The following is a 26,303-nucleotide window of genomic DNA, read 5'->3' on the forward strand; positions in this document are numbered from 1 at the left end:
GAGCCGAGATAGCGCAAGACCAACCTGTCCCACCAGTCGCTCTGCGTCGTATCCAGGATTGCAGCGTTCAGGCGCTTTCGAATTGGGCTGCCTTCCGCGAGAGATGGCGAGGAGCTGCGGGTCGAGGACTGATCCGGGCGCCAGGCGCGGCTGGTGGCAAGGCGTCACGCCCGTCGGGCGAATCAGGGTCGATGCGCCCGCACGATGGTCCGTTTCATGGCCTTCGATCGCCTGCAGACGACGTGTGCGGAAACGCTTGTTTTGGGCGAGGCTTCAACGCATTGCCCCGGTCCGGCCCGCCGGGCCGAAAAATTCTTCTTTCTCTTTTTCAGAATTCGTGATTGTCTAGGCGCATCCCGCCTCGTGGAGAGGGCGTATCGCGGTCGTCACGACACGTGGAGGCGGGGAGTGATGGGCGAGCCGGTTTGCAGCGTGGTCATTCGCGCGGACGAACAACATCGGCTCGCACGGTCAAGTCGCGTGGTCCTGATACTCCGATGCCAGTATCAAGCCTGCGCCGGCGCTGACAGCGCCGCGTGGGTGACGGTGACCAACAAGCCCGGCGCACCGGGGAGAACGCGAAGCAGCCGTGAAAACCATCGCGCAGGGAGGGCCGGATCGTTCCGGCTGGACCTGTGGTACCTGCCGCCTGCATTTTTTGAGCAGGCGGGCCACGGGCCTCAGTCGAGGTCCGGCCTTCCCTGCACCCTCTCGTTTGAAGAGGGTGAGACCACTGTATCACTCGGACGCCTGGGGCGCCGCGAGACCATGGACGCACATCCCCATATGTCGCTCAGAATTGTCGATCACGACGGCGCAACAGGCGCGGTGCCCACCCTCCACTGGAGGGAGGGGATGCAGGGGGAGCGCCTCGGCGTCCCCTGCATCCGGCCTCGAGTCTTACTTGTTTGCCGCGCGGGCGCGCGACTTGGCGGCCGCCTTGGCGCGGATCCGCGAAATCTGGCCGCGCGGCAGGGTGACGAAGATCTCGCCGATCCAGTCCAGCTTGACCCCGACGATCGGCTTGGCGTTGAAGCTCTTCAGATTGACCACGGACGGCGATTTGCCCCGTTCGATCGTCTTCAGGTAACGCTCGCCGGACTTGAGGCGCACCACCGCCTCCTCGCCGTAGAAGCTCGACAGCGGGTGGCGCTGCTCGCGGTAGACCACGATCACATCGCCGTTCTCGTATTTCGGCAGCATCGAATCGCCCGTTACCTCGAAGGCGATGGTCTCCTCGGAGATCGGGAAGGGCAGGGCGACCTCGCCGAGGCCCTCGACGGGCACCTGCTCGTAATCGGGCTCGATCACCGAGCCGGCGCCGACCCGGCCCATGATGGGGACGGAATTGAGCTCGAGATACTCCGTAATGAGCGGAATCTCGGCCGCCTTGATCAGGCGCTGGCCGCCGAGGATCTCGGAGACCGCGCCCGGCCGCACGCCCATGGCGCGGGCCAACCCTCCTTTCGTCTTTCCTGGCTTCTCGAGTGCACGCTCGATCATGGCAACGTCCAACATGGCTTTGACCTCTTTTGCGAATCTCGGAAGACATTATATGTTTCGAATAATCAGAACTCAAGCTTGACTTTTTCTTCGGAATATCGGAAGATTTGGCCGTCGGGTGAGCCGGCGGGTCCGGCGGCCCCGACCCAGAAGGAAGAGGCGAGAATGCAATCCACAGATTGGCCAGACCAGCATTCCAAGATGCTGTGCGAGCTTCATGCCCAGGGGCGGTCCTATGCCGAGATCGCGCGCGCGCTCAATGCGCAGTTCGGAACCGCCTATACCCGGAACGCGACGCTTGGCCGCGGCAAGCGGATCGGGCTGGCCGCGCCGGGCGGGCCGAAAGCCGCGCGATCCACGCCCCGGCCGATGTCCGCGGCGTCCCGAACCGGACGGCGGAGCCCGGACGCGGCGGCCCGGCCGATGCCATCCGCGGCGAAACCCGCGGCGGCCGTCAAGCTGCGTTGCGTCGGCATCAGCCCGCGCCTGCTGTCCCTCGACCAGCTCGGGCGCAACGATTGCCGCTACCCCTATGGCGGCGACCGGGACGACGATCCCATCACTTTTTGCGGTCATCCGCGCCAGCCCGGCTCCTGCTACTGCACGCCGCATTACCATCTCACGCGGCTTCCGCCCGAGGAAACCGCTTTGCGTCCCGCCGGCCGTTTGATCCTGCGGCTGGTCGCGGCCGCGTAGAGCGCGGCAAGCCCGACCCGAACCGACCCCATTCATTTTCCGGAGACGAGACATGGCGCGCCCCCGACGCAGCAAGCCCCATCGCATGTCCAAGACCCACGACCGCAGAGCTCACGACCTGCCGCGAAATGCAGACGTGATTCCCGTAGAGATCGACGACCCGCTGGCGCTTGAGCCCGGCGAAAAGATCGTCGCGTTGCGATCGGTCCGCAGCGACCCGCTCGGCCGGCTGCACGCGCACAAGCAGCTCGATGACGCCCAATACCGGGCCGGACGGGCGTTCCAGAACGATTGGGAGCGGGCCGAGCGAGGCCCGCAGGCGATCGATCCCTCGCGCGAGCACGTTGACGGCGCCCGCGGGCGCGAGCCGGTCACCGAAGGCCAGAGGCGGGCGGTGCTGCGGCTCAACCGCGCCGAACGCGAGCTCGGCGCCGACGGCGCGGCGATTACCCATGACATCCTGGTGCACGGCCTGACCATGGAGCAGGTCGGACACAAGCGGGGGCTCGCCAGCCAGCGCTGGAACGACTATTTCGCCCGCCGCTTCAAGGAGTGCCTGGACCGGCTGGCCGTGGTCTACGGGTTTTCCACCGACAGGGTCCCCAGGACATGCGATGGGGCCGTGCGATCGGGCCATCGGGGCGAGAGCTAACGGCTGGCCCGACCGGCCTCGTTCCGTCGTCGACGGTACGAGCGCCGGTCGGACAATCGTTTCGTTCAGGGATGGGGCGCCACGACATAAGTGGTGCTGTAGGGCTCGACGCGCAGCGAGGCATGCGACAGCAGAGCAATCTTGGCCGAAGGTGCCATCTGCAGCTCGCCGTTCGGGCCGCGATGAACGTTGTACTGCCAGGCTGCGAGGTCGCCTTTCTGCGCCAATGCGCGCGCAACGGCGCTGGCATCGTTCCCGCCGATCGTAGCCAGCTCTTCGCTATTGAGACCGATGACGATCTCATCCTTGACGGTCACCACCTTGAACAGCGAGGTCGCGCTGTCGCCGGCGCTCGCCATCGAAGCGGTGAGCGCCAGCGTGGCGACGGCGCTGAAGAATGGGCGTGTCAGTCTGGAAGGCATGAGGACTCCTGTTGCCGACGGCATGATGGACGGCGTCGGTGTGCAGCCATTGGTTCCCGACGGGCGGCCATCGGTTCGCAGAAATCGATGCGGCGGTGGGCTGAACCAGGAGGCGTGACGTCGCGTCTAAGCACGATTGCGGGATGCGTACGTGCCGCCGGACGGCTGGTTCGTCCTGAGTTGACACAGGTCAAGCTGCACGCCCGGCCATGTTGTATTCGGGAATGAGTGAAGTGAAGGGTGATGCCATGTTCAGCGGGAAATATCGATCTCCTTCGGCCGGTGGAAAAATCGCGATTGCGGCCGTCGCGGCCATCGCCGTGGTGGCAAGCGCGCCGGCGCCGGCCCATGCGCGGGTGGCGGGTCCGGCCAACAAGCCGGCGGTCGCGACGGCGACAGCCGGCGATTTGACCGATCTCAGCGCTCGCCGGCGCTACCGCCGCGTCTACAGGGGCAATCCAGCCGCCGGCTTGGCCATCATGGGTGCAATGATCGGCACCTTCGGCGCAATCGCCGCGCATCAGAACGACGACTATTATTACTATGGGCCCGGCTATTATCCCGGCCCCGGCTATTACGGGCCGCCGCGGGTGTACTACGCACCGCGGCCCTACTATGTTCGCCCGTATTACGGTCACCCGTATTACGGCCCGCGCGGTTACTATTATCCGTACTGAGGTGACGCGGCGCTCCGTCGACGTTGCGGCGTTGGCTCAGAAGCCACCGGCGCTGAAACGGAGGGGCTGCACGACGTCATACGCCGCCTTGCTGATCGGGACCGCGTAGTCGACGGTAAGCGGTCCGAACGGCGATGCCCAGGTCATGCCGACGCCGACCGAGGACCGCAGCACGTTCCTGTTCACCACCTGGACATTCTGGGTCGGGCCGCGATAGCCGAACACGGTCCCGGCGTCGACGAAGGCCGATGCACGCAGGCCGTATTCTTGCGGCAATCCGGGAATGTTGCCCTGCAGCTCCGCCGTGGTCGCCCAGAACAGGCTGCCGCCCACATTGTCCATCGTCGATCCCGGCGTCAGATCACGCGGTCCGAAGCCGCCCGGCGCGAAGCCGCGCACCATGGTAGGACCGCCGAAGAAGCTGTTGAGCAGCGGCGCCTGCTGGCCGCCCCATCCGGTGATATAGCCGCCTTGCGCGCGCACCATGCCGGTCAGGTCGCTGTTGATCGATCGATAATAGCGGACGTCGCCTGTGGTCCGTAAGAAGCGAACGTCGCCTCCGAGGCCGGCGAGATCCTGCGTCAACTGTGAGCGGATGCCGCTGGTCGGCACCTTGTTGTTGTCGAGGGTGCTGTAGGTGACGGTATTGCCGAGCGAGGACACCGTCTGCCGCCCGGCTGCGACCGCTTGGCGAACCGGCAGGGACACCGCCGCTGGCGAGATCCCCGGTGCGAGCACCACCCTCTGGTCATAGAGCGAATAGCGCCACAGCATGGCCGTCTGCTCGCTGACCGGCATGCCGAGGGTAAGGGCGCCGCCATAGGTGTTGCTGCCGAACGATTGGAACGTGCTGACCATGCTCTGTCGCGCGAACAGCTCCATGCCAGGTGTCGTTCGACCGAGGGCGTAGGGCGAGGTGAACGACAGGCTGGCGCCTCGCGCGAACTGGCCGTAGGTGAAAGTGGCCTGCGCAGTGTTGCCGGTGCCGAGCACGTTGCGGTCACCGATCTTGACCTCGGCGAGCAATCCGTCCGTGGACGAATAGCCGCCCGAGACGTTGAAGTCGCCGGTCGCCTGATCGATGGCCTCGACGTCCAGCACCACGCGATCGCTGGCCGAGCCAGGCCGCGTCGAGATCTTGACGGTCTTGAAGTAGTTGAGGTTGCGCAGGCGACGTTCGGCGCGGTCGATCAACGTCCTGTTGTAGGCATCGCCCTCGCTGACGTCGAACTCGCGTCGAATCACGTCATCATGCGTGCGCGTGTTGCCGTGGATCTCGATGCGCTCGACATAGCTGCGCCGTCCCTGCTCGATCTGGAAGATGACGTCGGCCAGCCGATCCTGCGCATGGCGCGTGATCCTGGGCTCGACCTGCGCAAACGGAAGGCCGAGCTTGCCAAGCTCGGCCGTCAGGACCTCGGAGGTCTTGTCGATCTTGCTCTGGTCGAACGTGTCGCCCTGCTGCGCCAGCACCAGCGGACGCAGGCGCTCGCACGTCAGCCCCTGCACGTTACAGGAGATGTCGACCACCGCAAGCCTATAGAGGACGCCTTCCTCGATCGCAAAGGTGAGGTTGTAGCCGCCATTTGCCGCGTCATAGTCGACGCTCACGTTCGTGACCTCGGCATCGGCGTAGCCGTGGTTACGATAGTATTGCCGCAGCAGTTCGCGGTCCTCGTTGACGCGATCGGCGTCGTAGACATTGCCGCCGGTCACGAAGCTCAGCACGTTGGTGGCCGAGGTCTTGATCACCGCGTGCAATTGCCGTGCGCCGTAGGCCCGGTTGCCCGTGAAGCTGATCGCCCTGACCGGCGTCTTCCTGCCTTCGGTGATCGTGAAGACGAGATCGACGCGGTCGTTGCCGCGATCGATGATCTCCGGGACCACGCGGACGTCGTCGCGTCCCACACGATGATACGCCTGGATGATGCGGGCGACGTCGCCCTGGACAGTTGCGCGCTGGAGGCCGGCACGCGGCGTTGATAGCACCGCGCCCGTGAGCTCCGCATCCTTCACCTTCTTGTTACCTTCGAAGGCGACGCGATCGAGCACTTTTGCTTCCGAGACGCGGACCACGGTCCGTCCATCGGCGCGGCTGATCTTCACGTCGTCGAACAGTCCGCTCCCAACCAGCGCCTTCAAGCCGGCGTCGAGCGCGGCGGCGTCGTATCGCCCGTTGACGTCAGCGTGAAAATAGGATCGCACGGTGTCGGCATCGACGCGCCGATTGCCCTGTACTGCAAGGGCTTCGCCCGCTACGGCCGGCGGCGCAGACGTCAGCACCGACAGTGTCGCAACGATCAATGCGACGTGTCGCGATCTGCTGTCTCCGCGGTGACGGCTGTTCCGGGCGGTCAACATGCACGCATCTGCCTGCTCGTCATGCCCAGATGCAAGAGCCGGTGGACGGCCAAATCATGTCGAGGCCGTGGAGACTTGGCGGCCTGCGATCACGCCTGCGAAGGGTGACCGGCAGGGAACCGAGCACGGCCGCAGATTCGACGCAGAGTCGATTCAAACGGCGTGCAGCATCGTCCTCATCCGTACGCGCCAGCAGATGCTGATGCGGCGAACGTTTGTCGGGAGCAGACCATGCGCGCGATCGCCTTGGCCCTCATCGCTTGCACTTTCGTTCAATCAGCTCTTGCTGCTGCGGTCGTCCCGGAGATCGACCCACGCGCGTCGCTCGGTGTCGTCCAGAACTGGATCTACAACTATCGCACCAAACCCGACTACGCCCATGTGCCGGCGGCGGTCCGGGTGCTATTCCATTCACAGACGTTCAAGGAGCCGGAGAACGCGGGCATTTATCTCGGATTCATCGCGGGGGCGATCGGCTCCAATCCCGCCAAGGCCGAACAACTTGTCAACAGCTTCTTTCCCGTGCCTCCCGAGGAGGAGTGGGTGGTCGTGCGAGCCATCGCTTATTCAGGTCTGCCGGACTGGCGCAATCTCATGCGCAGGGTGGCGCCGAAGATGCCGGGCCGCCGCGTGATGATCGACGGCTATCTCAGCGGCGCACAGCCGACCTTGATGGACATCCCATTGGAGGAAACGAAGCCTGGCGTGATGGACAAGCTGCGTGGCGCATTGACGCAGAATCCGTTCAAGAAGGAGGAACGCAAGCTCGACACGCGGCTCAGCTACGCGACCCACCAGGATCTGCTCGACATCCTCTGGGGCTATTACTTCGCAACCGGCTCGCGCGTACCGATCCAGCGTATCGTCCAGATGCTGCCTTGGTCGAAGAGCCGCGACACGGTCGACAAGCTGACGATCGGCAGCATGGCGCGCTATACGCTTGCCAGCTACTCGGTGCGCGATGCCAGCCTGCGCGACTATCTCCGGGAGGAACTGGCGCGGCAGTCGGGACCGGTCAAGGAGCCGCTCAGGGAGGTGGTCGAGGCCGCCGATACGGTGCAGCTCGGCGCCGTCCGCAAGGATGCCGTCGCCGCCGTCGAGGAGCTGAAGACCAAGGGCTCGGATGCCCGGCGCAACATGGATTTCTGGGGACAGCTCGGCGTCGGCGCCCTTGCGCTCGGTTGTGTCTCGGCCGCCGCGCTGGGGCAGGTCGCCGTCGGCATCCCGTGCGTGATCGGCGGTTCGGCCTCCCAGGGCCTGCTCTCGTTTTGGGAGAAGCAGCAATAGGCCCTCGGTGGTGCAGCGGCGGCGTGCGTTGGCGGCCGAGGAAAGGAGAGAGCCGGTCGAGTGGATCGGCGGGGCGTCTGGCACTCAGGGGGCTCTTGATGCCGAAGCGGCCCGGACCGCGCGTCCGATATGCACACTCAAGAGTTGTCTTGCTTTTCGTGCCCTCTACGAAAAGTAGAAAAAGCAGTCAGCGCGCAGTCACTGCTGGCACGCCTATGAAAAAATCAGGACAGGCTGGCTTTCACTGCAGCCGGATAAACCGGCTCGCGGTGAACCTCCGCGCCAGATTCGTCGACGACGACGATGGACAGCCTGCGGTCGGTGATGCGCGGGTCGTGCCGGAGGCGCCGGGCCAAATCCCGGCTGTGCTCGATCGCCCCTGCACTCGTCGCAAATTCCAGGCCGGTCCGGTCTCTGGTCGGAATGCCATCCTTCATATCGAAATAATAAGTGCGCATGGTCTTCCTGCAGCCGCTGTGTCGCGGGAGTGGGCACGGATCCCGGACAGGATCCGCAACCCATTCTTTCCCCAAGCAAACTATAGAAGACCTCTAATGTGGAGGACAAGCTTACCGCTTCCGTAATCCCCCCGCCTCGTTCGGTAAACGACCGTTTCCACTGGTATCGTCAGCCAGAAACTGCCAGAAGGCTCAAATTGTGACGCCGAAATCAACCAACCGGTCAGTTCGGCTTGCTGCAAGAGTTGTTCGCTGGCATACTTTCAACCTCTTCGGGTTCCGCACGGTCGATTTCCAGGCGGGCCATCCTGAGGATCAGGGTCGCAGTCGTCAGACCAAGACTTTCAGCCTCGATTGCTGCAGTATCTACCTTGCGTGCAAGGCCTTCACGTTTGCTAAGGACTGGCATTACTGTTTCCTGCCAAAGGTGCGAGATGAAGAATTCAACATTCATCGCGGAGCTGCACACGAAGCTCGGAGCCCCATCGAGCGAAGCCGTGGAAAGCCTTCGTCTGCTGAAGGCATTCCTGAAGCTGGCTCCGGGCCAGCGCATCGAGGTGATCGAGATGGTTGAGCGGTTGACCGCGGAGTCCCTTTCGGAGACCGATCGCCCTCTGTCCTGAGCTCATCCCTCCCGATTGCATGCAATGGTTGCGGGCGGTCGCGTCGCGATCGCGTAGATTGCATCATCCAGCGCTTCCGATTCGTGCAGCGTCCCGGCCGGCAGCAGAATCTTGTCGCCGGCCGTGCAGATGCGCTCGCCGCCTTCCCAACGAAACGTGAGCCGTCCCCGGATCACGACGAGGATTTCGTCGACCGGGTGGGTATGAAAGGCGTGAACCTTGCCGGCCGCATCGTGCTGCAGCTCGATGCAGCCCTGCGTCGGCAACAGCGCCAGGATGTCGGGATCGATCGCAAAGCTGGTCTTCGTTCCAGCGATGATCTGGGTCATGCGGCCTGCTCCTTGTCTGCGATAGACGATGGCTTGGTCTGCGCCAGCTTGTGGAAGGGACAGGCCGGCGGCGGCTGGTTGTCGTCGTAGAGGAAATACTGCTTGAACTCCCGGCCCTCCGGATTGCCGTAGCGTCCGAGCTGGGGCGACGGCGCCGTCGTGTCGAACGGGACCAGCCGTTTGCGCACCTCGCCGAAGGCCTTGGCGGCGGCCTCATCGGTGCCGAGCATCCGTTCGAACACCCAGCGCGGTTGGAAGGTCAGCATGAATGCGCTCGAGCGACGGCTTTGCCGCATCACATGCGCGGGTGTGCTGCAGACCACGAAGATCGGCTCTCCGGCAAACGAGAACTCCCACATCGGATGATCGACGGTCTCGGGAATTTCGGCCGGCCACGGCTGGCTGTCGACGCGGGCCAACTGATCGAGGATCTTCCAGAACTTCTTGTAGTAGGAGTCGATGGTCTGAACCGGGCGCGGGCGGGTGAACAGGACCAGCGAGGTGTTGGGCCCGTGCGAGCGGCTCTCGGAGACGAACAAGGCGAGCTGCTGGCCGAGCACATCGATGTCGATGGGGTCGAGAAACAGATAGCGAAGCTGATCGTGACGATAGCCCGCGACGCCGTATACGCACGGAAAGGGTCTTGCTTCGCTGCTCATCTGAGCCTCGAATTCCGAAAACAGGACGCTCTGCCAGCTTCCGGCCTGATGGCCGGATCGGACTTCGTCCCTTCTCAAATACAAACGCGACATACTGACCCTCTCTGTTTTTTATGCTTAAGTACGAAGTATCAATTTGCGCCTCATCATCAGCGGCCCAAGCAGTCCAGGAAGCGACATCAGGAGAAGAATCTCGATCAGGGCTGCGTAGCCGGAATCGCTGGCAGCACTGCGCAGGCTTGATCCGATGTCGGGGTTGAGGCCGCTCGCACTCACCATGGCAAAGGCGATCACCGGCTGAGCCAGTCCGGCAAAAATGCCGGCGGCCGTCGTATTGATCGATGCGCCGACGCCGATGCGCTCCGCCGTGTAGAGATGCTTGGTGCTTTTCAGGATCAGCGGCACGGTGCCCCCGGCCACCAGGCCGAGCAGGGCGAACACCGCGCCGACATAGAAGAAGCCGAAGCTGTGCGCCAGTGCCGGCAACAGCATCACGACGAGCAGCATGCGCAGGAAGGTGATGGAGATCAGAGCTGCATTGAGCGACTGCATCCGGTCCGCGGCATGGCCGAGAAAGATCGATCCGATGGCGTTGCCGACCATGAAGGCGAGCAGGGGGCCGCCGGCCGCCGACGGCGAGATGCCGAAATAATGCGCGACCATCGGGATGCCCCATACGCCGGCGAGCGTGGTCACGACCGCGAAATGCGCAGCGAAGCTCATGGCGCATCCCCAGGTCGCGGCCGACCCGAGCGCATGCCAGCTCGTGATCAGGACGCTCTTCAGCGTCCTACTGGTGTAGTTCGCCGGTGCGGATTTCAGGGTCGCCGACGCGCAGGCGAAGTTCACGACGCCGACGCAGGCAATGAAGAGAAAACAGGCGCGCCAGCCGAAGCCGCTGACCGCAGCAGCGAGCGGAGTCGTGGCGAGGACGCCGCCGACATAGCCCGATACCTGGGAGACGCCGGACATCAGGCCGAAACGCTGGTCGGAAAAGCTCTGCGCGACGAGCTTCAGCAGCGCCGTGAACACCAGCGCGTCGCCGCAGGCCACGACCACCCGCGCGATGAAGACGTCGAGCAGGGTGGGCGACAGGGCGAAGGCGGCGCTGCCGAGCACGGATGCCGTCATGCTGCACAGCACGACGCGCTTCACACCGTAGCGGTCGACCAGCACGCCCGCGGGGATTTGCATCAATGTGTAGCCCCAGAAGTAGCTGGAGGCGAGCATCGCGACGCCGGAGGCGTCGGTGCCGAAGTCCCGCATGAAGTCGAGGCCCACGGTCTGCGGCGACATCCGCTGCAGGAAGGCGATGGCGTAGGCGAACGCGACCGTTCCCCACGCGACATAGGCGCGATCGAAGAACCGGAGCGGAGAGGACGCGACCGCCTGTTGTCCAAGCGCCGCCATCACACCCTCGCGTAGCCGACGGAGAACAGGGCGTCGGCGGAATCCGGGATGATCCGCGACATCGCGGTCTCAACCAGCGAGGCCCTGCCGTGATAGTCCTGCCTGATGTGCTGGATGTGTCCATAGGCGCCACGCATGATCATGTGGGGCACCTCGAGCTGCTTGCCCGGATAGATGGTCGCACACATCTCGACGCAGGCGGCCTGCAGCTCGGCATCCGCGGACTCGTCGAGCAGCGACGGCGCGACTCTCTCGCAAATCTTGGCGTTGGCCGCCCACACGATCGGGTTGCGCGTTCGCCATCCGTACAGAATTTCCTCGCCGGGCGTGGCCGACCCAGGATGCTTGAGGATCTGCGACGTAAAGAACCCATACAGGCCACGGCCCTGATGTGCGGGTAGTACTTCGGTCCCACTGCGGTAGATGGCCAGCCGCTGCGCGATCGTCATCACGCGATAGACCGAGAACGCGACCAGTCCGATGTGATCGTAGACCAGAACGAGGCTGTATTTGCTGTCGAATGGCGACGAGGTCGCGGTCCAGTGGGGTTCGATTGCTTTCCAGTTAATGGCAATGATCGAATTCATCGCATCCATGATCGGCTGCCGATCAGGCTGCTGGATCTCCGACGCATCGGAGAAGCTGTAGACGGTGTAGTCGTCCCAGGGCGAGGCGACCGTCTTGTATCGGCCGTCCAGGTTGCGCGACATCGCGTGAACTCCAGCACTGCAAGGTCGAGCTATACAGGCGGGGCTCCGATGGCTTAAAGGACAATATGCCCTCGAATTCTGCCAACTCTCCCCGGCGTGCTGCGGTGCGTCGAGATGGTGCCGAAAGGCGGCTGGCGATCTTCGCCTTTCCTGGAGTGACACTGCTCGACGTCTCCGGCCCGGCACAGGTGTTTGCCGAGCTCAGCGAGATCGAGCTGCCGGCGCCGGGCTATGTGCTGAGCTACGTGTCCAAGGAAGGCGGGCTTGTGCCGACCGATGTCGGCCTGATGATCGACACTGCGCCACTCTCATCCCTGAAGCCTGAGGAGGTCGATACGCTGCTGATTCCGGGGGGGCCCGGCATCTGGAAGCTGCGGCAGGACGAGACGGTGATGCAGTGGATCGGCCAGGTGCTTCCCGGCGCCCGCCGCATCGCGTCCGTCTGCCTCGGCGCCTTTGCGCTGGCCTGGGTCGGAGCGCTGGAGGGCAGGCGGGCCGCGACACATTGGCGCTATTGTCCGCGCCTGCAGGACAGCTTTCCGAACGTGAAGGTCGAGCCCGACGCCATCTTTGTGCAGGACGGCCGGGTCTGGTCATCCGCAGGCGTGAGCGCCGGCATCGATCTCGCGCTGGCGATGATCGAGGAGGATTTCGGTCATACGATCGCACTCGACGTGGCGCGACGGCTCGTCGTCTTTCTGAAACGTCCTGGCGGCCAGAGTCAGTTTTCGACCGTGCTGGCGGCGCAAGCGTCCGACGTCGAGGGTCGGTTCAGTGCGCTGCATGCCTGGATCATCGAGAACATCGCCAGCGATCTGCGGGTCGAGGCGCTGGCCGCGCGAGCCGGCATGACGCCGCGTACCTTTGCCCGCACCTATGTCAGCCGTACCGGGATGACACCGGCACAGGGAGTCGAGGCGCTCAGGGTCGAGACGGCGCGCCTCCTGCTCGAAAGCCGCCAGGTCGAAAACGTGGTCGAAATCGCCAAACGGGCTGGTTTTGGCGACGACGAGCGCATGCGGCGGGCGTTCCTGCGGCATCTCGGTGTGTCGCCGTCGGAGTATCGGCGTCGCTTTTCGGGCTGATCGGCGCTTGCCGCGACCGCGGCTGACACTTTTCGCCGGAGTCGAGGCCGCTCCCTTTGCCTTCAAGTTAATCCCGTCGCTCGCGTTGCGGCCAGGGCGGCCATGAAGTGTGCGATCGCTCTAAGGCTTCCGTAAAATGCCACGGGTAAAACGCTGAAAATTCGATGCAGATCCGCCCCTGCAGAGCAGTGGGAAAAGGCCAATGACCAACATCGTTCCCTTTCGCACGAGAGTACTCTTGCCTCACGCCGCCTTTGCAAGGGCGCAAGCGAAGGCCGCGGTTGTGGTGGCCGGTGCCGTCCACACGGACAACGTGCGAGCCGGTGCATTCGGCGTCAGGGAAGATGTGAGAAGAACTGTCCTCCTCCTCGATCTTGCCCTGCAGCATGCGCGAGAACTCTCAGGTTTCGTTTCGGACGAGCGCGCGCGGCTGACCTATGATCGTCATCTCGCTTCGATCGAGCACGCGCTGCAGATCGCGCGCCAACGTCTGGCCGCGCTCTGACAGGCGCTTGCCGGCTTCTTCCCGCATCCATTTGCACGGCGACGCAGGGAGTCGGATGTGGTAGTTGGATCTGTCGTGGAGGACGCAACGATGACCCAAACCAAACTCGAAGTGCCCGCTGAACTGCGGGACCTGGCCGAAAAGACCATCTCGCAGGCGGAAAAGGCGTTCGAGATGTTCTTCGACGCAGCCGGCAAGTCGATCGGCACGGTTCCGGGCCCTGCCGCGGACATGTCCAAGCAGGCGCTCACTCTCACCGAGCAGAACATCAAGACGGCTTTCGAGCACGCGCGAAAGCTCGTTCACGCCACCGAGCTCGAGGAGGCGATGCGGATCCAGTCCGAGTTCCTGCGCAGCCAGTTCACCAACGCCGGTGAACACATGAAGACGATCACGGCGAGCATCATGTCCGCCGCGAGCAAGGTGACCGAGCCCAAGAGCTGAACCGCGAGCCTTGCCGTCGCAGGAGCGACGGTCTGCATGGACGGAACTCGGCGGCAGCGCTGCCGCCGAATGGGCGCGGGCGGACCAGACGGGCGAAGGAGCCCAGCCCTATTTTCGCAGGCTGCCGATATAGGCGGCGATGTCGGCTGCCTCCAGCCGGTTGAGCGGAAAGCTTGGCATCTTCGGATGCGGGTCGAGCAGGAAAAACGCGATCTTCTCTGGCGTGAAATCCGTCTTCTTAGCAATCTGGGCGAAGGAGGGAACGTCCGCGCTGGCCTGCTTCTGCGTCCCTTCGATGAGGTGGCATGAGGCGCACCAGCGACGGGCCAGATCTCCGCCGTGATCCGGATCGGCGGCCCAGGCCGGTGTCGAAGCCGCAGCCGCGATCGCGATCGCGATAACTCTCATCACCGAGGCGTGCATCAAGAAACTCCTGATCTTTGTCTGTTGGGTGGTGGCGCACCTCGCCCAAGTGGCGGCGAGCGGCTCATGAAGGAATGTTTCGCCCCTGGAGAGGGGCGATCTTGGCCGTTCCGCCGCGCAGGCACGCGGCGCGTCGATGAATCTCGACGTCAATTACAGCACGATTTGGGAAAGTGGGACAGGTCGATCCGGCTGACGATCGCCTTCAGGAGCGCGGTCGCACGGCGCAGCCAAGACATATCGGTCGGGCGAGACACGTCGGTCGAGGCGGTGATCGTCAACTCTTCCGCAACGTAGGACATGTCGAGCCCTCCCTGTCGCTCAGCATCTTTCCGCTCAGCCTGTTGACGAGGTGCGTACCGCCACATGCGGGGCATGCGGCCGCCTCATAGGCGTCGAACTGGTCGGCAAGAGCCGGTGTGGCCAAGCCGATCTGAACGTTCGATCCCGTCTGGGAGCAGCGAAAAACGAGAGTTTCCATAGCCTGAATATGACAAATGCCGGCATCGATGCCTTGATCTGTCTCAACAGACGATGAGCCGACCGGCGCTCGCCGGACTGCCAGGGAACAGAATGTCAGGTCAGGCTATGCGATACAGCCTTCGCCCTGTCGATCCGTTCGGCGACGTTCACCGTGGACACGGAACCCGTTTGGGCCGCACGGAGGGCCGCATCGATCTTCGACTTCACGCGCCGCGCCGCGAGCGCGGCGAGTCTGGTCTGGGTGCGTCCGGTCTTGATCTGATCGCCAAACTCGTACCGCCATTCCCAAATGTCCGGTTCAGCAGTCGCCACGACCGTATATTGGACACCTCGGTGGATCACGGAACCCCCCTGTCAACACTTCCACTCAAAGTCAACGTCTAACCAATCTACAATCAATCCGGGCAAATACGGGACTGGAACAATTGCCAGCTCCGCGGTTGGTGAGATGGTTAACACCACCATGCCGACAATGTTCCGCAGGTACCCGGCTTCCGTGCACACTTTTCCAGTGCGGATATCGGCTGTGCACAATCGGCAAATCGCGCGGGGCAACCTGAAGACGCAGACGGGGGGGCGCGTTCGAGGGCCCGAAATCTGCCAGAAGGGCGGACGACGCGTGTTTCGGATTCGAGTTCCGATCGATGACCGGCAGGAGATATTAAGGCACGACATGCCGGAGTCGATGTTGGTCCGCCATCCCGAGACGAGGTCCATCTTGTTTGCCGATGATCAAGAGCTGGCGAAGACAGATAGCGTGGCAGCCGGCAACGGGAACGGCAACGGACGGCGTGACCTCCGGGTCGACGCGTGCCGGGGTCTCGCCCTCTGGTTCATCTTCATCGATCATGTTCCAGACAACTCGCTGGCGTGGCTGACGCTGCGCAATTACGGTTTCAGCGACACCTCCGAGGTGTTCGTCTTCATCTCCGGCTACACCTGCATGCTGGCCTATGGCGGAGCGCTGCGGGACCAGGGCTGGGCGACCACGGTGGTGCGGGCGTTGCGGCGTGCCTGGGAGATCTATGCGGCGTTCCTGGTCCTGCTGCTCGCCTATGCGGCGCTGGTCTGGGTGATCGGCGGCGGCACGCGCTTCGTCGACGAGACCAACACCGGCTTCTTCTTCCGCGAGCCCGGGCCCACGCTGGTGCATGTGGCGCTGCTGCAATTCGCGCCGGTCAACACCGACATCCTGCTGACGTTCGCAATCCTGCACTTCTGCTTTCCCGTTATCCTGTGGCTGATGATGACCAGCGCGACGCTGACGCTGGTGCTTTCATTCCTGCTCTACATGATGGTTCAGCTGTTCAGCTGGCAGGTGCCGGCGTGGCCGAGCGGCGAACTGTATTTCAATCCGTTCGCCTGGCAGTTCCTGTTCGTGATCGGCGCCTGGTACAGCTATGCCGGCACCACGCGGCTGCGCCGGCTCCTCGACTCGCCGATGCTGCTGGTCGTGGCGATCGGCTATCTCGTCTTCAGTCTGCTGATGGCGCTCAGCTGGGAGTTCAAGAGTCTCGAGAGCCTGATCCCGTCCGGCATCAGCGGCCTGATCTATCCGATCTACAAGAGCCACCTTGCGCCGGTGCGGCTGTTGCATTTCCTGGCGCTTGCCTTCGTGGTGTCACGGCTGGCGCCGCCGCAATGGAAGGGGCCGATCCGTCCGCTGACGACGGCCATGATCAGGTGCGGTGAGAGCTCGCTCTCGATCTATTGCGTGGGTGTGCTGCTGGCCTTTCTCGGCCAGGTCGTGCTGACCGATGTGGCGAGCGGGTTCGCGATGCAAATTTTGATCAGTGTCGCGGGGATCGCGATCATGATCATGGTCGCCACGCTCCTGACCTGGGAGTCGCAGCTCGACCGGCGTGGACCGCGGCTGTTCTGAGCGCCACCCTTCAGCGCCGGCGCGCGACCGCGACCCCGAACAGGAAGGCGACGAACAGGCTCGCGAGCGGCGCCTCGCGGGTGATCGCGCTGACGGTCGACAGAGCGGTCCCCGGCCGCCGCGCGTCCCTTGCCGCTTCGCTGAGCCGGTCGACGGCCGCACTCAAGGTGCCGACCATCTCCCCGAGTGTGCGCGACATGTCGGTCGCGGTGTCGAGCGCGCGTTCGGCGACGCCCGGCTGTGGAGGAGTTTCGAACGTTTCGCTGCTCACTTTGGTCGCCTTCCTGCCGCGGCTCGTCGGATTGGCCCCCCCCCGTGCCGACGCGATTCGGCCGAGGGCGGATGTGACGTTCCTGAAAATGCCGTCTGATGCGATTGGTTCCCGTGGACCGAGACGCATCACCGGCGAAGCACGCGGTGCAAAATCGCGCTACGCTGGGCGGCCGGCCGTCGATGAAAGGATTCCGTCTTGGCTTCTCCAGACCTTACAGCGCCACATCGCATTGCCGTCCTTGGTGCGCCGATCGATCTCGGCGCGTCGGTCCGCGGCACGCTGATGGGGCCGGCTGCGCTGCGCACCGCAGGTCTCATCAACGTGCTTGAAAGCCTAGGGCTCGACGTTACCGACTACGGCGATGTCGGCATCGTCGACATGACGGAGTCTGCAGACGAGCCGCCGGCGAGGGCCAAGCACTATCGCCAGATCCAGCGCTGGTCGCGGGTCCTGGCGCGCCGCAGCCATGACCTGGCCCGGACCGGCGCCATTCCGGTGTTTCTCGGCGGCGACCATTCGCTATCGATGGGGTCGGTGAACGGGGTCGCGCGCCATTGCCGCGAGATCGGGCGGGAGCTGTTCGTGCTGTGGCTCGACGCACATGCCGACTACAACACGCCGGACACCACGATCACGGCGAACATGCACGGCATGTCCGCCGCGTTCTTGTGCGGCGAGCCGGGTCTCGACGGCCTGCTCGGCGACGAGGCACGCGCGTCCATCCCCCCGGATCAGCTGGAGCTGTTCGGCATCCGCTCGATCGACAGGGCGGAAAAGGAGCTGCTGCGTCTCCGGCGTATCAGCATCGCCGACATGCGCGCCATCGACGAATTCGGCGTCGGCGTGCTGATGCGCCGGATCCTCGACAGGGTTCGTGCGCGGAACGGCGTCCTGCATGTGAGCTTCGATGTCGACTTCCTCGATCCCGAGGTGGCCCCCGGCGTCGGCACGACCGTACCTGGCGGCGCGACCTATCGCGAGGCGCATCTCATCATGGAGATGCTGCACGATTCCGGCCTGGTCCGTTCGGTCGACATCGTCGAGCTCAACCCGTTCCTCGACGAGCGCGGCAAGACTGCGCGCGTCGCGGTCGAACTGATCGCGAGCCTGTTCGGTCAGCAGATCACGGACCGGCCGACGCCGACCAATGCGATCGTTCCGGATCAATAGAGCGGATGCCTCCTCGCTCGACCTCGGTGAGCCCGAGGCATCCGCGATCTCGGGCTCAGTAGCGGGCGTCGTACATCTTCGACTCGACGAAACCGAGCAGATCGTTCGGCGCAGGGCCCGTGGCGAGCCCGTTCTGATAGGCAACGCCGGCCACCGCGGCGCCGATATGGGCAGACACCTCGCGGATGCGCGGCAGCGCCGGGTAGAGGCTGCCCTGCTCGAGATCGGCGCCGGTGACGCAGTTCGCCAGGGTATGCGCGGCGGCCATGAACATCTCGTCGGTCACCAGCCGCGCGCCGCTGGCGATGGCGCCGAGGCCGACGCCGGGGAAGATGTAGGAGTTGTTGCCCTGACGCGGCACGAAGGTCTTGCCGTCGAGCTTGACCGGATCGTAGGGGCTGCCGCAGGCGAACAGCGCGCGGCCCTGGGTATAGCGATAGGCCGACTCCGCCGAGCATTCCGCCTTCGAGGTCGGGTTGGAGAGCGCAAAGATGATGGGGCGCTCGTTCAGCTCGGCCATGGCCTGCAGCACTTCCGGCGTGAAGGCGCCGCCGACGGCCGCCACGCCGATGATCGCCGTCGGCTTCAGCGTCCTGATCGCGGTCAGGAAGTCTGCGATCGGCGCCTGGTCGTGCGCATAGCGCAGCTTGTGGCCGTGCAGGTTCTCCCGCCCCTTGATGACGAGGCCGCGCGAGTCCGTTAGCCAGTTGCGCCGCAGCGCCTCTGCTTCGGACAGGCCCTCGGCCATCATGGCGGAGACGACGAGATCCGCGATGCCGGTGGCCGCCTCGCCGGCGCCGAGGAACAGCACCGTCTGGTCGCGGAGCTTGCCGCCGGTGATGCGCAGCGCCGAAAACAAGCCGGCGAGCGCCACCGCCGCGGTGCCCTGGATGTCGTCGTTGAAGACGCAGGCATCGTCGCGATATTTGTGCAGCAGCTTGAACGCGGCGTGGTTGGCGAAATCCTCGAACTGGATCAGCACGCCCGGGAAGGCGGCGCGGGCCGCGGTCATGAACTCGTCGACGAAGGCGTCATAGGCTTCGCCTGTAAGGCGCTTCTGGCGCAGCCCGATGTAGTAGGGGTCGGCCAGAAGCTCTTCGTTGTTGGTGCCGACATCGAGCATGACGGGCAGGCACTCTTCCGGATGGATGCCGGCGCAGGCCGAGTACAGCGACAGCTTGCCGACCGGAATGCCCATGCCGTTGGCGCCGAGATCGCCGAGACCCAGGATGCGCTCGCCGTCGGTGACCACGATCAGCCTGGCGCGGTACGGCCAGTTGGCGAGGATCTCCGCGATCCGACCGCGGTCGTTGGCCGAGATGAACAGGCCGCGCGGACGCTGGAAGATCAGACCGTATTTCTGGCAGGCGAGGCCGACGGTCGGCGTGTAGATCAGCGGCTGGATCTCGTCGATATTGTCGCAGACCACCCGGAAGAACAGCGCTTCGTTGCGGTCATGCAGCGCGTTCAGTGCCACATACTTCTCGAGGTCGCTGGACAGGCTGCGAAGATTGACCAGGATCCGCTCGGCCTGGGCCGGCATCGACATGACCCCGGCGGGCAGGAAGCCGCGCAGGCCGAGCGCATCGCGCTCCTGCTCGGTGAAGCCGGTGCCCTTGTTGAGCAGCGGATCGCGCAGCAGCGCGAGTCCGCGCGGAGAATAGGGGGGGAGCGTCGATGCGCTCATGCGTTGCGGCTGGGTCAAGGCAGTCTCCGAGGTCCTTTGTTCGAGCACCGCCATACCGGCGCGCGCCCGGCGTTGATCGGCATCAATCGCGGCGGGATGGCGGGAACGGACTGTTAACACAGTTTACGCTTCGCGTTGCACCAATGACGTTGTGCAACTGCGTTGCAGCCGACGCAGAGGGACATGCGATGGCCGCTAGGCGCGGCCCGTGACGAATGACCACAGCAGCGCCAGCACGGCGATGGCCATGATGCCTGTCCCCATCCATCCCAGGGCGATCAGCCAGGACCGTCCGCGGAAGCGGCCCATCAGCCCGGCATTGGACACGATAACCATCATCATCGCCATGATCGGCACGGCGGCGATGCCGTTGAGCACGGCGCTCCACACCAGCATGTGGATCGGGTCGATGCCGGTGAAGCCGAGCCCGAAGCCGATGATCGTGGCGGCAGCAATGATGCTGTAGAAGCCGACCGCCTCGTCCGGCTTGGCCTCCAGGGTCGCGTGCCAGCCGAAGATCTCGGCGACGGCGTATGCGGCCGAGCCCGCCAGCACCGGGATCGCCAGCATGCCGGTCCCGATGATGCCGAGCGCGAACAACAGGAAGGTGAAGTCGCCCGCGAGCGGGCGCAGGGCTTCGGCCGCCTGCGTCGCCGAGTCGATTTTGGTGATGCCATGCGCGTGCAGCACCGTGGCGGTCGTCACGATGATGAAGAACGCGATCGCGTTGGAGAAGATCATGCCGATCGTGGTGTCGATCCTGATCCGGCGGAGGTCGGGGTGGTCCTTCTTCGACAGCTCGCGCAAGGGACGGTCGACCTTGCCCTGGTTCATCTCCTCGACCTCCTGCGAGGCCTGCCAGAAGAACAGGTAGGGGCTGATGGTGGTGCCGAGCACAGCCACCACCGTCAGCAGATAGTCGGCCTCCGTCGAGAGGCTGGGCCAAACCGCCGCGAGCAGCGCCGTGCTCCAGGGCACTTTGACCATCAAGGCGGTCGCGACGTAGGCGAACAGGCTGAGGGTCAGCACCTTGATGAAAGGTGCGTAGCGGCGGTAGGGCAGGAATACCTGGAGCAGCGTCGACCCGGCGGCGAAGATGAGCGCGTGCTCATGATTGAGACCGCCGATCACCAGCGACAGCGACTCCGCCATCGCCGCGATATCGGCTGCGATGTTGAAGGTGTTGGCGCCGACCAGCAGCGCGACGAGGCCGAAGACGATCCCGCGTGGCGCAAGCGCGGTGATGTTGGCCGCCAGCCCTTTGCCGGTGACACGGCCGATGCGCGCGCTCACCAGCTGGATCGCGATCATGAAAGGCGCTGTCAGAAAGACCGTCCACAACAGCCCATAACCGAACTGCGCGCCGGCCTGGGAGTACGTTGCTATTCCCGACGGGTCGTCGTCAGCGGCACCGGTCACGAGACCTGGACCCAACAGCCGGAATACGCTCCAGGGCGACCGTCTCGGTGTGTTCGGTTCAGATGCAACGGTCGTGGCCATGGCAGCGCTCCCCCGGCGGTGTATGTCTCGAAGTCGCACGCCCCCTTTTTGTTCCCGGCTCCGGAACCGGAGGAGAGTACCTGCGTTCCAGATCACGTCGGATTTCGACCAGGGGGAGCGCGTGCCGGACGAGCGGCAAACAGGGCATGATCAGGAGCTCGGCATGGCCGAGCGCGAGAGGCTTTTTTCCGGAGGCAGTGAGCTGGCCGGACTGATGTTGCGGTTCGATTGGGAGAGCACCTCGATCGGACCGCCGGAGCATTGGCCGCAGAGCCTGAAGACGGCCGTCAGGATCATGCTGACATCCCAACAGCCGATCTGGATCGGTTGGGGAAGGGAGCTGATCTATCTCTACAACGATGCTTACAAGACCATCATCGGCGGCAAACATCCGTGGGCACTCGGCCGACCGATCTCTGCAGTCTGGCACGAGATCTGGGAGGACATCGGTCCGTTGCTGGCCAAGGCCGGCGGCGGTGACCAGGGCACCTATGTCGAGGCGCAACTCCTGATCATGGAGCGCAACGGCTTTCCCGAGGAGACCTACTACACGTTCTCCTACAGTCCCATTCCGGACGACGATGGATCACCTGGAGGAATCTTCTGCGCCAACACCGATGACACTCAGCGCGTGATCAGCGAGCGCCAGCTCTCGTTGCTGCGCGAACTCGCAAATGCCGGGGCCGGGGCCCGCAGCATCGATCAGGCCTGCGCAAGCTGCGCGGACGCGTTGGCGCGGGAGGCGCGCGACCTTCCGTTCGCGATGATCTACATGACCGACCCGGACGGCGAGGCGGCGCGACTGCAGGCCTTGACCGGCATCGACCGCGATCATCCCGCTGCTCAGCCGAGGCTGAGAATTCAGCCGGAAGGAACGTGGCCTCTGGCCGAAGCGCTGAAGCTGCAGGATGCGGTGCTGGTTCGTGACCTTCCGCGGCGGTTCGGTCTCAGCTTTCCGACCGGCGGATGGCGTCAGCCGCCACAGCACGCCGTTGTGCTTCCGCTGCCCGCGTCGGGGGAAGCCGGACGGGGCGGCTTCCTCGTCGCAGGTCTCAATCCGTTCCGCCTCTACGACGAGAGCTATGCCCGCTTCCTGAACCTCGTCGCGGGGCAGATTGCAGCGGCCGTCAGCAACGGCGGGGCCTATCAGGCAGAGCGGCGCCGGGCGGAAGCGCTGGCCGAAATCGACCGCGCCAAGACGACGTTCTTTTCCAACATCAGCCACGAGTTTCGTACGCCACTGACGCTGATGTTGAGCCCGCTGGAAGAGCTGCTCGGCCGCGCCGAGGCCCAACTCACCCCCGAGGCGCGATCCGCCCTCAGCCTGATCCACCGCAACGGCATTCGTCTGCTGAAGCTCGTGAACACGCTGCTCGACTTTTCGCGCATCGAGGCCGGCCGCATGACCGCGCATTTCGAGCCGATCGATCTTGCGGGTTTCACTGCCGAGCTCGTGTCCAACTTCCGCTCGGCGACGGATCCTGCCGGCCTGCGTCTCACCATCGACCGCACGCCCCTGTCCGAGCCGGTGTATGTCGACCGCGACTTGTGGGAGAAGATCGTTCTCAATCTGGTGTCGAATGCGTTCAAGTTCACCCTCGAAGGTGAAATCGCGGTGTCGATCGGCTTGTCCACTGACGGCAATCATGCCGAGCTCGAGGTTCGCGACACCGGCACCGGCATTCCGCCCAGTGAGCTGCCGCATTTGTTCGAACGGTTTCGTCGAATCGAAGGTGCGCGCGGCCGATCCTTCGAGGGCAGCGGCATCGGTCTCGCTCTCGTTCAGGAACTGGTGAGGCTTCATGGCGGGGAGATCGCCGTAGACAGCGAACTCGGCCGCGGCTCGGTTTTCACCGTGCGAATTCCGCTAGGCTCGGCGCATCTGCCGGCGGGCCAGATCGGACCTTCCCGTGTCCTGGCCGTTACCAACGTGCGTGCCGAAGCCTACATCGAGGAGGCGCTCGGATGGCTGAACGGCGGTGGGCGGTTCGAGCTTCCTCACCCGTCGTCATCCGATGACCTCGGAGTTCGCTCCGCGACGGCATCGGCCCGTGATCGCGTGGTGCTCGCGGACGACAATCCTGATATGCGCGACTACGTCCGCCGTTTGCTCGGCGAGGATTATGACGTGGAGGCGGTCAGCGATGGCATCGCGGCCCTCGAGGCCGTCCGACGGCGCCGCCCCGATCTGGTGCTGACCGACGTTATGATGCCGGGGCTCGACGGCTTCGGCCTGCTGAGAGTGCTGCGTGGCGATGCGCAGCTTCGCGACATTCCTGTGGTCATGCTGTCGGCGCGCGCCGGCGAGGAGGCCACGGTGGAGGGACTTGATGCCGGGGCGAGCGACTATCTCACCAAGCCGTTCAGCGCGCGCGAGCTGCTGGCGCGGGTGCGCGCCAACATCGATCTGTCGCGGGTGCGGCACGAGGCCGAGATCACGCTGCGTGAGCTGAACGAGCGTCTGGAGACGCAGGTCTCCGAGCGTACCGCGGAGCTGCAGGCCAAGGAGGCGCGGCTGCGGACGATCTTCGAGGCGAGCTACACGTTCCAAGCGCTGCTCTCGTCCGATGGGACGCTTCTGGACGCCAATGCGACCTCGCTCGAAGCGATCGCTGCGCCGCTGCACGAGGTCGCAGGGCTGCCATTCTGGGAGACGCCGTGGTTTGCGGGTACGCCCGGCATGCCCGAGGTGATCAGATCCCTGGTTGACGCCGTCGCTCGCGGCGACGGGGCCCGCCAGGAGTTGCAGCTCGAACTGCCGGTCGGCGGCTCACGCTGGTTCGACTTCCAGATGCGGCCGGTGCGGGATGAGACCGGACAGGTGGCCGCCATCGTGCCCGAGGCGGTCGAGCTGACCGAACGGCGCAAGGCGGAGGAGGCGTTCCGCCAGGCCCAGAAGATGGAGGCGATCGGCCAGCTCACCGGCGGCGTCGCGCACGACTTCAACAATCTGCTGACCGTGATCCGGTCGTCGGCCGACCTGTTGCGCCGGCGCCAGCTGTCCCCGGAGCGCATGCGGCGCTACGTGGATGCGATCTCGGACACGGCGGATCGCGCCGCCAAGCTCACCGGACAGTTGCTCGCCTTCGCGCGGCGGACGCCGATGGAGCGCCGCGTCTTCGATGCCGCTGTTCATATCGAGCGGATCGAGGAGATGCTGCAGACCGTGCTCGGCGCACCGGCTGTGATCGAGCTCGATCTCGCTTTGCGCCCGCTTCCGGTCGACGTCGACATCAATCAGTTCGAGACGGCGCTCGTGAACCTCGTCGCCAATGCGCGCGATGCGATGGAGGGGCGGGGCGTTCTGAGCATTCGCGGCGAGATCGTCCGGGAGGGCGGTCAGTCCGGGCAGTCGTCGTTCGTCTCCATTGCGGTCAGCGACACCGGATCCGGCATTCCTCCAGATCAGATCGACCGGATCTTCGAGCCGTTTTTCACCACCAAGGGCGTTGGGCGCGGTACCGGCCTCGGTCTGTCCCAGGTGTACGGCTTCGTTCATCAGTCCGGCGGACGGGTGCTGGTCGACAGCGAGCTCGGCAAGGGCACGACGCTGACATTGTTGCTTCCGCTGACGGACAAACCACTGGGACCGCGCGAGCGGAGCGAGCAGGATGCCGAACAGCTCGCTGCGCGCTGGAGCGTGCTGGTCGTCGAGGACAACCCGGAGATCGGCGAATTTTCCACGCAATTGCTCGAGGACCTCGGCTACCGGACGGTGCTTGCGCGCAGCGGAACGGATGCACTGCGGATGATCGACGAGAATCCCGAGAGCTTCGATCTCGTGCTCAGCGACGTCGTGATGCCCGGCATGGACGGGGTGACGCTCGGCCAGGAAATCCGCCGGCGGTTGCCGATGATCCCGATCGTGCTCAACAGCGGTTACAGTCATGTCCTCGCTGACGGTGACCGCCACGGTTTCAGCCTGATCCAGAAGCCTTACTCGGTCGACGAGCTGTCGCGCGTGCTGCGCCATGTCATGGCCACGCGAGCGGCAGGCGCGAAGCCGGCGCCGTCGGCATGAGACGCGCGGCAGCTTTCCCCTGACCCCGGTCGGCTTCGCGCGATCAGCACTTGAAGGATCGCGCTTGACCGGCGTATTTTCGGTGCTGGGGGAAGTCTCATGGCACACGAGGAATGGCGGCTGCGCGGCGGTCGGACGCAGCGGCGGATATCTGCTCTTGTCGCGGGCGCGGCACTGGTCATGAGCGGCAGTGCCCTTGCCAAGGACGATGAGGCGGATGAGCCGGCGGCTCTTGCCAACGTCTATATCGATTTCCGCACGAACTACGCCTATCTGCCCGGCGGGGCGTTGTCGACGGGCCTCGGCGACACCTCGCTGTTCGGAACGCTGTCGCAGCTCGCAACCTTGCGCAAGCTGCTCGACCGGCCAACCTTGCCGGGGCGCCCGCAGCTCTCGGCCCCGACCAACCAGGGCGTCGGCGTCGACGTTCCGCTCACGGCGGATCTCGGCGACGCGCTCTCGCTCTATGGCGGCTTCACCGGCAGCGCGTCCTACAACGGCCTGTCCGGTTGGTCTGACGTCGCGGTGACGAGTTGGTTCCTCGGCTTCCAGGCCGATGTCTATCAGCAGAACGGTGGCGCATTTCCGACCTTGACGCTGCAGTCGACGCTGACGCGGTCGGTGCCGGACTCGCCGTTGGCGACAACGTCGTTCAATACGGTGGTCGAGGCGAAATACGCGCTCGACCCCGACGAGATGCGCGGCTGGCTGGCGGGCATCCAATATGCTCACACGGAGATCGACACCGTTCTGGCGCGGATCGGCGACACCACCGCCGGCTATGTCGGCGGCTTCTATCAGTGGGACAACAACTGGAAGGTCTCCGCGCGGGTCGGGCTGCAGTCGTTCGGCGGTGCGCAGCTGCTCGCCCTCGCGCCGATCGCGGCCTACACGCAGCCACTGGTCAGGCTCGATCTCGATCGCATGGATGACGACGACAATCGCCTGTTCGGCATCACGGCGCAGATCGCATGGGCGCCGAAGCCGGTCTATCAGCTGACCGTGCGAACGCCGCTCTACGCGATCAAGAACTGATCGTCGA

The 26,303-nt window shown here is 64.6% G+C and carries 27 protein-coding genes; 12 read left to right on the top strand and 15 right to left on the bottom strand.

Annotated elements, in window-relative coordinates; all coding sequences use genetic code 11:
• Positions 1-900: 900 nt before the first annotated feature.
• Positions 901-1,518, bottom strand: a complete 618-nt coding sequence (locus ACQR1H_RS26935; protein WP_315713004.1) for a LexA family transcriptional regulator — start codon at positions 1,516-1,518, stop codon at positions 901-903.
• A 150-nt stretch (positions 1,519-1,668) separates the two neighbouring features.
• Here ACQR1H_RS26935 and ACQR1H_RS26940 point away from each other — a divergent pair, with 150 nt between their 5' ends.
• Together ACQR1H_RS26940 and ACQR1H_RS26945 are read left to right on the top strand one after the other, a co-directional pair.
• Positions 1,669-2,199: a GcrA family cell cycle regulator gene (locus tag ACQR1H_RS26940; protein WP_434908455.1), complete on the top strand. Its 531-nt coding sequence runs from the start codon at positions 1,669-1,671 to the stop codon at positions 2,197-2,199.
• A 52-nt stretch (positions 2,200-2,251) separates the two neighbouring features.
• Positions 2,252-2,851 (top strand): DUF6456 domain-containing protein, encoded by a 600-nt coding sequence (locus ACQR1H_RS26945; protein WP_316216966.1) that lies wholly within the window; start codon positions 2,252-2,254, stop codon positions 2,849-2,851.
• Positions 2,852-2,916: 65 nt separating this feature from the next.
• On the opposite strand, the gene ACQR1H_RS26950 is transcribed toward ACQR1H_RS26945, so the two are convergent.
• Positions 2,917-3,273 (bottom strand): hypothetical protein, encoded by a 357-nt coding sequence (locus ACQR1H_RS26950; protein ID WP_316180018.1) that lies wholly within the window; start codon positions 3,271-3,273, stop codon positions 2,917-2,919.
• 248 nt (positions 3,274-3,521) lie between these two features.
• On the opposite strand from ACQR1H_RS26950, the gene ACQR1H_RS26955 reads away from it, so the two are divergent.
• Complete coding sequence (locus ACQR1H_RS26955; protein WP_315803619.1) at positions 3,522-3,950, top strand: hypothetical protein; 429 nt, start codon at positions 3,522-3,524, stop codon at positions 3,948-3,950.
• Positions 3,951-3,986: 36 nt separating this feature from the next.
• On the opposite strand, the gene bamA is transcribed toward ACQR1H_RS26955, so the two are convergent.
• The gene (gene bamA, locus ACQR1H_RS26960; protein ID WP_434908526.1) at positions 3,987-6,308 is read right to left on the bottom strand and encodes an outer membrane protein assembly factor BamA; all 2,322 of its coding nucleotides are present in this window, start codon (positions 6,306-6,308) and stop codon (positions 3,987-3,989) included.
• A gap of 234 nt (positions 6,309-6,542) precedes the next feature.
• On the opposite strand from bamA, the gene ACQR1H_RS26965 reads away from it, so the two are divergent.
• A complete protein-coding gene (locus ACQR1H_RS26965) occupies positions 6,543-7,598 on the top strand; it encodes a hypothetical protein (RefSeq protein ID WP_315803617.1) in 1,056 nt (351 codons plus the stop codon).
• Positions 7,599-7,822: 224 nt separating this feature from the next.
• On the opposite strand, the gene ACQR1H_RS26970 is transcribed toward ACQR1H_RS26965, so the two are convergent.
• Both ACQR1H_RS26970 and ACQR1H_RS26975 read right to left on the bottom strand, forming a co-directional pair.
• Positions 7,823-8,056 (bottom strand): DUF6894 family protein, encoded by a 234-nt coding sequence (locus ACQR1H_RS26970; RefSeq protein ID WP_315712992.1) that lies wholly within the window; start codon positions 8,054-8,056, stop codon positions 7,823-7,825.
• A gap of 223 nt (positions 8,057-8,279) precedes the next feature.
• Entirely contained in the window at positions 8,280-8,510 is a 231-nt protein-coding gene (locus tag ACQR1H_RS26975; protein WP_315803616.1) for a hypothetical protein, read from the bottom strand.
• Here ACQR1H_RS26975 and ACQR1H_RS26980 point away from each other — a divergent pair.
• Entirely contained in the window at positions 8,491-8,679 is a 189-nt protein-coding gene (locus ACQR1H_RS26980) for a hypothetical protein (RefSeq protein ID WP_315712988.1), read from the top strand. The two genes, ACQR1H_RS26975 and ACQR1H_RS26980, sit on opposite strands and share 20 nt — an antisense overlap.
• A gap of 2 nt (positions 8,680-8,681) precedes the next feature.
• On the opposite strand, the gene ACQR1H_RS26985 is transcribed toward ACQR1H_RS26980, so the two are convergent.
• The 4 genes from ACQR1H_RS26985 to ACQR1H_RS27000 form a co-directional block, all read right to left on the bottom strand.
• On the bottom strand, positions 8,682-9,008 hold the full coding sequence (locus ACQR1H_RS26985; protein ID WP_315803615.1) for a cupin domain-containing protein: 327 nt from the start codon (positions 9,006-9,008) through the stop codon (positions 8,682-8,684).
• Positions 9,005-9,667, bottom strand: a complete 663-nt coding sequence (locus tag ACQR1H_RS26990; protein WP_315803614.1) for a YqcI/YcgG family protein — start codon at positions 9,665-9,667, stop codon at positions 9,005-9,007. Before ACQR1H_RS26990 ends, ACQR1H_RS26985 begins: the two co-directional genes overlap by 4 nt.
• Positions 9,668-9,784: 117 nt before the next feature.
• The gene (locus ACQR1H_RS26995) at positions 9,785-11,077 is read right to left on the bottom strand and encodes an MFS transporter (RefSeq protein ID WP_316180020.1); all 1,293 of its coding nucleotides are present in this window, start codon (positions 11,075-11,077) and stop codon (positions 9,785-9,787) included.
• Complete coding sequence (locus ACQR1H_RS27000) at positions 11,077-11,787, bottom strand: hypothetical protein (RefSeq protein ID WP_315803612.1); 711 nt, start codon at positions 11,785-11,787, stop codon at positions 11,077-11,079. Before ACQR1H_RS27000 ends, ACQR1H_RS26995 begins: the two co-directional genes overlap by 1 nt.
• 65 nt (positions 11,788-11,852) lie before the next feature.
• On the opposite strand from ACQR1H_RS27000, the gene ACQR1H_RS27005 reads away from it, so the two are divergent.
• The 3 genes from ACQR1H_RS27005 to ACQR1H_RS27015 all read left to right on the top strand — a co-directional run bounded on the left by ACQR1H_RS27005 (position 11,853) and on the right by ACQR1H_RS27015 (position 13,821).
• Positions 11,853-12,872, top strand: coding sequence for a GlxA family transcriptional regulator (locus tag ACQR1H_RS27005; RefSeq protein WP_315803611.1), 1,020 nt, complete (start codon positions 11,853-11,855; stop codon positions 12,870-12,872).
• 202 nt (positions 12,873-13,074) lie between these two features.
• The gene (locus ACQR1H_RS27010) at positions 13,075-13,377 is read left to right on the top strand and encodes a hypothetical protein (RefSeq protein WP_315803610.1); all 303 of its coding nucleotides are present in this window, start codon (positions 13,075-13,077) and stop codon (positions 13,375-13,377) included.
• Between the two features lie 90 nt (positions 13,378-13,467).
• The gene (locus ACQR1H_RS27015) at positions 13,468-13,821 is read left to right on the top strand and encodes a phasin (protein WP_316180022.1); all 354 of its coding nucleotides are present in this window, start codon (positions 13,468-13,470) and stop codon (positions 13,819-13,821) included.
• 108 nt (positions 13,822-13,929) lie between these two features.
• Here ACQR1H_RS27015 and ACQR1H_RS27020 read toward each other — a convergent pair whose 3' ends face one another.
• The 3 genes from ACQR1H_RS27020 to ACQR1H_RS27030 form a co-directional block, all read right to left on the bottom strand.
• Positions 13,930-14,244 (bottom strand): c-type cytochrome, encoded by a 315-nt coding sequence (locus ACQR1H_RS27020; RefSeq protein WP_316216959.1) that lies wholly within the window; start codon positions 14,242-14,244, stop codon positions 13,930-13,932.
• Positions 14,245-14,393: 149 nt separating this feature from the next.
• The gene (locus ACQR1H_RS27025; RefSeq protein WP_316216958.1) at positions 14,394-14,546 is read right to left on the bottom strand and encodes a hypothetical protein; all 153 of its coding nucleotides are present in this window, start codon (positions 14,544-14,546) and stop codon (positions 14,394-14,396) included.
• Positions 14,547-14,820: 274 nt separating this feature from the next.
• Positions 14,821-15,069: a hypothetical protein gene (locus tag ACQR1H_RS27030; protein ID WP_315803607.1), complete on the bottom strand. Its 249-nt coding sequence runs from the start codon at positions 15,067-15,069 to the stop codon at positions 14,821-14,823.
• A gap of 343 nt (positions 15,070-15,412) precedes the next feature.
• On the opposite strand from ACQR1H_RS27030, the gene ACQR1H_RS27035 reads away from it, so the two are divergent.
• Positions 15,413-16,609 (top strand): OpgC domain-containing protein, encoded by a 1,197-nt coding sequence (locus tag ACQR1H_RS27035; RefSeq protein WP_410051950.1) that lies wholly within the window; start codon positions 15,413-15,415, stop codon positions 16,607-16,609.
• Between the two features lie 10 nt (positions 16,610-16,619).
• Here the strand turns inward: ACQR1H_RS27035 and ACQR1H_RS27040 are convergent, their stop codons facing one another.
• A complete protein-coding gene (locus tag ACQR1H_RS27040) occupies positions 16,620-16,880 on the bottom strand; it encodes a hypothetical protein (RefSeq protein WP_315803605.1) in 261 nt (86 codons plus the stop codon).
• Positions 16,881-17,078: 198 nt separating this feature from the next.
• On the opposite strand from ACQR1H_RS27040, the gene rocF reads away from it, so the two are divergent.
• On the top strand, positions 17,079-18,053 hold the full coding sequence (rocF, locus tag ACQR1H_RS27045) for an arginase (RefSeq protein WP_316180030.1): 975 nt from the start codon (positions 17,079-17,081) through the stop codon (positions 18,051-18,053).
• Between the two features lie 55 nt (positions 18,054-18,108).
• Here the strand turns inward: rocF and ACQR1H_RS27050 are convergent, their stop codons facing one another.
• Together ACQR1H_RS27050 and ACQR1H_RS27055 are read right to left on the bottom strand one after the other, a co-directional pair.
• Entirely contained in the window at positions 18,109-19,740 is a 1,632-nt protein-coding gene (locus ACQR1H_RS27050) for an NAD-dependent malic enzyme (protein WP_316217070.1), read from the bottom strand.
• A 195-nt stretch (positions 19,741-19,935) separates the two neighbouring features.
• Entirely contained in the window at positions 19,936-21,240 is a 1,305-nt protein-coding gene (locus ACQR1H_RS27055; protein WP_315803603.1) for an NRAMP family divalent metal transporter, read from the bottom strand.
• A gap of 163 nt (positions 21,241-21,403) precedes the next feature.
• On the opposite strand from ACQR1H_RS27055, the gene ACQR1H_RS27060 reads away from it, so the two are divergent.
• On the top strand, positions 21,404-25,261 hold the full coding sequence (locus ACQR1H_RS27060; protein WP_434908456.1) for an ATP-binding protein: 3,858 nt from the start codon (positions 21,404-21,406) through the stop codon (positions 25,259-25,261).
• A gap of 99 nt (positions 25,262-25,360) precedes the next feature.
• Positions 25,361-26,296: a hypothetical protein gene (locus ACQR1H_RS27065; RefSeq protein ID WP_434886382.1), complete on the top strand. Its 936-nt coding sequence runs from the start codon at positions 25,361-25,363 to the stop codon at positions 26,294-26,296.
• Positions 26,297-26,303: the final 7 nt, after the last annotated feature.

This window comes from Bradyrhizobium sp. HKCCYLRH2015, assembly GCF_051168215.1.
Taxonomy (GTDB): domain Bacteria; phylum Pseudomonadota; class Alphaproteobacteria; order Rhizobiales; family Xanthobacteraceae; genus Bradyrhizobium.